This window comes from Zhongshania sp. (assembly GCF_041623545.1).
In the GTDB taxonomy this organism is placed as follows: domain Bacteria; phylum Pseudomonadota; class Gammaproteobacteria; order Pseudomonadales; family Spongiibacteraceae; genus Spongiibacter.
The window spans coordinates 1-6,684 of record NZ_JBFJWS010000174.1 but is presented as its reverse complement, the minus strand read 5'-3'; the positions used below and the strand labels follow the sequence as shown (position 1 = coordinate 6,684).

Genomic DNA, 6,684 nt, shown 5'->3' with positions numbered 1-6,684 from the left:
TTACGTGCTGCCTCTTGACCGTCGTAGGCCAGCATGACTCTCTGGGGTTTGGTAAAGGCTTTGTTTACAACCAGCACTGGCTTATGCAAGGCGCGAATAACGGTTTCTAAATGTGCGCCCAACTGGCCTTCGCGGTGCTCATCGCCCCGCACACCCATGACAAGAACCCGAATATCATGCTCATGTTCAACTAGGGTTTCCTGAAGACTGCCATGACGCTGCCAGGTATCAACATCGCTCACCCCATCGGCTTCGACGCGTTGGCGCGCGGCATCCAGCATAAGCTTACCTTTTTCCATCAACAGGCGACTGCGGTGCTGCTCAACCTTAATAAGCTCTTCTAACAGCTCTTCTTGGCTGCCAAGACCGATACTGCCACTCAAATCAGCAAGCGGCGCCTGAGGGCGATGTTCCAAGTTGTGCAGCAGCTTTACTGGCGCGCCAGTTTTTTCCGACAGCCACGCGCTATAATCGCAAACCGCGGTTGTCAGACTCGCGCCATCAATGCATGCCAATATATAATTATTATTCATTAGTGCCCTCCGAGAACTTTTTCAATTTCTTCCGGCTTATCGTGAACACCAAAGCGGTCGACGATAGTTTCACTGGCCTCATTCAAACCAATCAACTCAACGTCTGCGCCTTCACGGCGAAACTTTAATACAACCTTATCCAGGGCCGCTACGGCAGACACATCCCAAAAATGGGCGCGACTCAAATCAATAATCACCTTTTCGTTAGCTTCTTTAAAGTCAAAAAAGGCAACGAATTTATCTGCTGAATTAAAGAATACCTGACCAATCACCCGATAGCGACGCGCTTGGCTGTCATCATCCAGTTGGCTGTCAACATACATAAAATGGCTAACTTTATTGGCAAAGAATAATGCAGCCAATAACACGCCAACAAATACACCAAAGGCCAAATTATGAGTCCACACCACCACCGCAACAGTCGCAATCATCACCACATTGCTCGAAAGCGGGTTTGATTTTAGATTGGTCACTGAGCCCCAATTAAAGGTACCAATCGACACCATAATCATTACCGCGACCAATGCAGCCATAGGGATAATTGACACGAGATCACTCAGGAATACAACCATCGTTAATAGCATGACGCCAGCGACCATGGTCGATAGCCGGCCGCGACCACCCGATTTAACATTAATGACCGACTGACCAATCATGGCGCAACCCGCCATACCGCCTAACAAACCTGAAAAGATATTAGCGACACCCTGGCCCTTGCACTCGCGGTTCTTATCACTACTTGTGTCAGTAAGGTCATCAACGATTGTCGCCGTCATTAATGACTCCAACAAACCGACCACGGCCAATGCCGCGGAGTAGGGAAAGATAATCGCCAAGGTTTCCATATTCAACGGGACTTCTGGCCAGAGAAAGAGCGGTAGGGTATCTGGCAGCTCGCCCATATCGCCGACCGTGCGGATATCCAAGCCCACTAACAGGCTAAACGCCGTCAAACTCAGAATACACACCAGCGGCGAGGGAATCACCTTGCCAATTACCGGCAAGAGTGGGAACAAATAGATGATCCCAAGCCCCGCTGCGGTCATCGCATAGACATGCCAGGTAACATTGGTCAGCTCCGGCAATTGCGCCATAAAAATGAGTATCGCCAAGGCGTTTACAAAACCGGTAACCACCGAGCGCGACACAAAGCTCATCAATTGACCCAGTTTGAAATAGCCCGCGACAATCTGAAAAGCCCCGGTTAACAAGGTCGCGGCTAGCAAATACTGCAAACCGTGCTCTTTAACCAAGGTAACCATCAGCAGGGCCATCGCGCCAGTGGCGGCCGAGATCATGCCTGGGCGCCCACCGACAATGGCGGTTACTACGGCAATACAGAACGAGGCATACAGGCCGACTTTGGGGTCAACGCCGGCGATAATGGAAAAGGCGATGGCTTCGGGGATCAACGCGAGGGCTACAACTAAACCGGCAAGAACATCCCCACGGATATTACCCAGCCAATCCTCTCTTTTTGACAACAACATAAATGACTCTAACTTATTGAATAAAATAGAAATAAAAGAGCAATCGCAGGCATACAGACTAAAATTTTAGGAATACGTTACTCACCGAGCCGCGAATTATACTGCGTTCGAGATAGAAATATGAGCAAAAGCACCGTGAAGCGGACATATTAACATCACTACCACGACATCATGGCGACTACGCTCCGGTTACGCTATTCAATATGGCCAGGACAATCATTGCGTCGAAATTATAAGCGACCTCACATACTCCCTCGACACTGGGACACGAGTCTTCTCTAAAATGCGCGCAAGAGCGCTGTAGTGCTGAGATTGATATCGGTTGTTTTTCACTACATCTGACTTTATAAACGGAAAGGCCAAACACTCTACCATTTCATACCAGCAATATAAGGGCGCATTCAACTTTTTACTGTCGAGCATGTCTTCGTACTGAAATCCGCCACCGAGCTCTCGACAGGCGTCGATAATGTCTGCGTGAGGAAAAGCCGCTTCCAGCTTAAAGCCGGCTTTTTGCATTTGCGTCGACAAACCAATTTCATAGCGTTTGATAAGATCAAACTTCTCGTCGACGACTGTCACCCTTCGCCAAAACTTGCGAAATGCCCTCGACTGAATTGCCGACTGCGAAAAATAGAGAAAAAACGATTGTAAATGATATGCCCGCTCAAAGGACTCCGTCAGCCCCCAGACCAGCTCTGGCGAGGCGTCCATCTGCGTGAACAATGGCTGCAACGGAGTCAGTGGTCCCAAAATACTGTCATTGGTTATTAGCAAGGCCTCCCAGTGCGCCATACTATCCAGCACATAAAAACAGCTCGCCCACGACGCAAAGTCATAACCGACATTTCCTCGATGGACCACTTTATGGCATAGCGTACGCAAGCGCTCCAGATGCCCATCGTCAACATCTTCGCTAGTCACACAGAATACAATATCGAAATCACAATCCCGCAATTCTTGTAAGTAGGCGTAAACAAAGGGAGAGACCGCACTTTTTTCATCATAGGACGCAAAAAAACAGATTTTTTCCCCTGATCGGGGCAGCCCCTCATGAACAGACAAAATCGACTTAGGAATGGGCCCCGATAACAAACGAGACAATCGTGAGACCACTTTATTTAACACGCCTCCCCCAGCCACAGCATTAACACCACGAGTTGCACACGGAGATCACTTTTTCCACCTCTGAGTTAGTCATTACAGGGCTTATCGGCAAACTTAAAACTTGCTCATGCAATAATTCGGTAAGCGGTAATTGCATATCGTGATACTTGGCAAGCGCGCCTTGCTTATGAGGCGGAATCGGGTAATGAATTGCAGCCTGAATACCATTTTCCAGTAAATAAGCCTGCAACTCATCGCGGCGATCACTACGCACGACAAACAAATGAAATACATGAGACGCTGAACGGTCCCAGCTGGGCAGCACAATGCTGGAATTTTGGATGTGCTGAAGATACAAGGCGGCAATGGCACGGCGCTGAGAGATTTCTTTATCCAAATATTTTAGTTTGACCCGCAAAAAAGCGGCCTGCAGCTCATCAAGCCTACTATTAACACCGCGAACATCATTTTGGTATTTTTGATGACTTCCGTAATTAGCGATAGACCTAACTATATCGGCCAGCTCAGCATCATTCGTGGTCAACGCTCCCGCGTCACCTAACGCACCTAAATTTTTACCCGGATAAAAACTAAACGCTGCAGCGTCACCCCAGCTCCCAGAGCGCCGGTCACCGACCGCGGCGCCGTGTGCCTGTGCAGCGTCCTCTAAAACAAGCAGTTTATGGGCCTGAGCAAACTCCATCACCGACGGCATATCCACTAACTCGCCATAGAGGTGAACCGGAAGTATAACCCTTGTCTTTTCAGTTAACGCAGACGCCAAATTAGCTGCGGGCATATTAAAACCGCGTATTTCAGGCTCTACCAAAACAGGGACCAATCCGCTTTCAAGTATTGCGAGAATACTGGCGATATAGGTGTTTGCGGGGACGATTACCTCGTCTCCAATATCCACGCGCCCCAATTCAATCCAGCCACGCAAAGCAAGGCTTATGGCATCCAGCCCGTTACCAACTCCCACACATTGCCTGACGCCGCAATAGTGAGCGAATTCCTGCTCAAATAATTCAACCTCAGCACCGCGAATATACCAACCAGAATCAATAACCCTAGCAGCTGCCTCCATGAGCTCATCACGATACTGGAAATTAATAGCTTTAAGGTCTAAAAAAGATACCATCAAACTATGCCACAACCGGAGTTAACAGCGGGCGAAAACGATTTGAAAAATTATCGAATATCTCCCGCGTCATTGTGAAATACACATTCACATCATCTTCACGACACAGTAGCGCCCCAGACTTCCGATGAAAGCTCACGACTTTCTCATTATCTTTACGTACATCCATATGACAGGCCTCAAAACCCAGCTCGCTGAAACCAAAATCATAGGCCAGCAAAACGCTCTCTAACGCTGAGAAACGGCTTTTTTGATCGGCAACAATCCAACTACCGATGCCGAAGGACTTACGACCACCAACAAAGTCATAAAGGCGAATTGTTCCCAGCGGGAATTGATCCGATGTCCTGAAGATAATGAAATAATATTCTTCGCCGCGGGACTCGCGTTCTTTGTATTTACGCAACCACTCCCGCTGATCGTCGCTCGTACCATCCACCACCGAAAGGTGCTGATTGTAACTAGGGTCTACGCGCAGACGGTAAATAAACTCAGCATCACCTACTTCAGCTAAACGAAGCGATAGCGTCTTCCCCTTAGGCATTTTCATTGCACACTACTCTTGAAATCTTCATAACTACGGATGTAATCATCCTCGTTGTAATGCTTATTCGCTAGCACTAACAACACACAATCTGCCGTAAAATCATGCATCTCTCGCCAGATGGGCTTATCGATCAACAAGCCAGTCACGGAACTATCGAGCACAACTTCTTCACGAACACTTCCGTCATCCAAAATTATTCTGCAGGAGCCAGACAAACACACTAGCACCTGATCCAGACATTTATGAGCATGAAAGCCTCGAGAAACACCAACTTTTGTGCCAAAAATATAATAAACGCGCTTGATCTCAAACGGCACCGTGTCGCCGGCTTCAATCGCGACCAGGGACCCCCGGTCGTCTCCGCACAAAGGCAACTCTATTAATGTCGCTAGTTTCAAAGCCACTTTCCCTTAATAATAATCCGGAGATAAATATTCAATGTAATCCACTACTTTTCGCGCTGCCCATAATATTTCTAACGAACTTAAACTCCGTGCTAATGCCAGATAAAAACGCACGCGGCATCAAAAAAAGGTGTTTCAACAATGCCCGTCGATTCTCGTAAAAGTCCGCCCGAACGATTAAACGCGACGCGCGCTTGCGCAAGGATGCAAACCACACCGGCATCACTCCCGTGAAATGCCGCACATCGTCTATCCGCTGCAACAATGTGTCGCGTTCTAGTCGAATTCGCGCCAAACGACTCTCGATAGTTTCAACCCCGCGCCAAGCGGACGACACACCGACGCCCTCACGATAGTGCAAAACTGCCTCATCTAAATAAGCGACTCGCCCACACAGTGCCGCCCTAAAACCCATAACTAAATCTTCGTATGTGTAGCGATAGTTAATTGAGCCAAATCGGTCGAGCAGTTCTCGCGACCATGCCCCGCTTGCACCGAGGTATATACTGCAAAAGAACGCCACATCGCCGATCATAGGTACTCGGCGCAGCTCCTCCGCAGGCACAACTTCCCCAGTCAAATCACCAAGTTGGTCGATAACCAATGCCTTAGAGTGGATCAACATTGGTTTATCATTGGACTGGTACGTATCAACTAAGCGGGACACTCTTTGCGGCAGCGATATGTCGTCGCCCGCGGCCAGGACCAACAACTCCCCCTGCGCCAATCCCAACACTAAGTTTATATGATCAATTAAACCTAAGTTCTTATCATTGCGGCGCACCACGACATTTCTGCCCTTACCAAACTCCGCAACCGCCTTTTGCAAAAAATCAAAACAGCTATCAGTTGAGCAATCATCCGAGAATATAAATTCAAAAACGGGGTAGTCCTGGGAAAATACGCCTTTCACACAATCGACAATATAGTCTTGCTGATTATAGCAGCAGACAACCACCGTCACCGGTACGATATCGGAACCCATATTAGCGTTTACCTGGCAAGATCAACTCGACCAATGAATCGAAAATCACGAAAATGGCATAAGGTAGAAATAGCGACGCCCCCGGCAGAGTTTGCGAATAAACTTTTCTTGATCGTCCGCTAGTCGCAAAAAGTATTCGCGATTTTGGCGCAAGAATGCTCGTAATTTCACATTAAATACGACGCGTGTATTCGCAGAAAGCAATGAGTTCAACTCTTCCAACAACAACTGATCGGCTCCCGCCAGTAACCCCGACTCAATAACAACTTTAATCAGAGCCATAACATGTTCATGCTTTTTGCTGGCGCGCTGAACCTTACTAGACCTACCTTTCCGCTTCGCATCCATAACAGCATTGTCATCGTGAATTCGATAATAGGACAGCACCTCTTGCCCAGCCTTCAGCTTCCCCTGAGAAGCTGCCACGATCGCCAACCACTGATCATGATAAGGCATCTTTGCCAAACTAGGCCGAGC

General features: G+C 48.2%; 8 protein-coding genes. All 8 read right to left on the bottom strand.

Annotation, left to right across the window (positions count from 1 at the left end; translation table 11 throughout):
- A partial coding sequence (locus ABYT30_RS13580; RefSeq protein ID WP_373096995.1) for a universal stress protein occupies positions 1 to 533 on the bottom strand: 533 nt, incomplete at its 3' end.
- Positions 533 to 2,023 carry a SulP family inorganic anion transporter gene (locus ABYT30_RS13575; protein ID WP_373096993.1) on the bottom strand — a complete coding sequence of 497 codons (1,491 nt, stop codon included), beginning with the start codon at positions 2,021 to 2,023 and terminating at the stop codon, positions 533 to 535. The genes ABYT30_RS13580 and ABYT30_RS13575, both read right to left, overlap by 1 nt.
- 216 nt (positions 2,024 to 2,239) lie before the next feature.
- Positions 2,240 to 3,151, bottom strand: a complete 912-nt coding sequence (locus ABYT30_RS13570; protein ID WP_373096991.1) for a rhamnan synthesis F family protein — start codon at positions 3,149 to 3,151, stop codon at positions 2,240 to 2,242.
- Between the two features lie 19 nt (positions 3,152 to 3,170).
- Complete coding sequence (locus tag ABYT30_RS13565) at positions 3,171 to 4,271, bottom strand: DegT/DnrJ/EryC1/StrS family aminotransferase (RefSeq protein WP_373096989.1); 1,101 nt, start codon at positions 4,269 to 4,271, stop codon at positions 3,171 to 3,173.
- Between the two features lie 4 nt (positions 4,272 to 4,275).
- Positions 4,276 to 4,821: a GNAT family N-acetyltransferase gene (locus ABYT30_RS13560; protein ID WP_373096987.1), complete on the bottom strand. Its 546-nt coding sequence runs from the start codon at positions 4,819 to 4,821 to the stop codon at positions 4,276 to 4,278.
- Positions 4,818 to 5,222: an FdtA/QdtA family cupin domain-containing protein gene (locus ABYT30_RS13555; protein WP_373082339.1), complete on the bottom strand. Its 405-nt coding sequence runs from the start codon at positions 5,220 to 5,222 to the stop codon at positions 4,818 to 4,820. Before ABYT30_RS13555 ends, ABYT30_RS13560 begins: the two co-directional genes overlap by 4 nt.
- A gap of 31 nt (positions 5,223 to 5,253) precedes the next feature.
- Positions 5,254 to 6,207 (bottom strand): glycosyltransferase, encoded by a 954-nt coding sequence (locus tag ABYT30_RS13550; protein ID WP_373096985.1) that lies wholly within the window; start codon positions 6,205 to 6,207, stop codon positions 5,254 to 5,256.
- A 45-nt stretch (positions 6,208 to 6,252) separates the two neighbouring features.
- Positions 6,253 to 6,684: hypothetical protein (locus tag ABYT30_RS13545; RefSeq protein ID WP_373096983.1), on the bottom strand; the 432-nt coding region annotated here is incomplete at its 5' end.

What these genes read in the sequence shown, in the direction of transcription:
- ABYT30_RS13575 (WP_373096993.1), bottom strand. Translation starts at nt 2,023, where the DNA reads ATGTTGTTGTCAAAAAGAGAGGATTGGCTGGGTAATATCCGTGGGGAT.
- ABYT30_RS13565 (WP_373096989.1), bottom strand. Translation starts at nt 4,271, where the DNA reads ATGGTATCTTTTTTAGACCTTAAAGCTATTAATTTCCAGTATCGTGAT.
- ABYT30_RS13560 (WP_373096987.1), bottom strand. Translation starts at nt 4,821, where the DNA reads ATGAAAATGCCTAAGGGGAAGACGCTATCGCTTCGTTTAGCTGAAGTA.
- ABYT30_RS13550 (WP_373096985.1), bottom strand. Translation starts at nt 6,207, where the DNA reads ATGGGTTCCGATATCGTACCGGTGACGGTGGTTGTCTGCTGCTATAAT.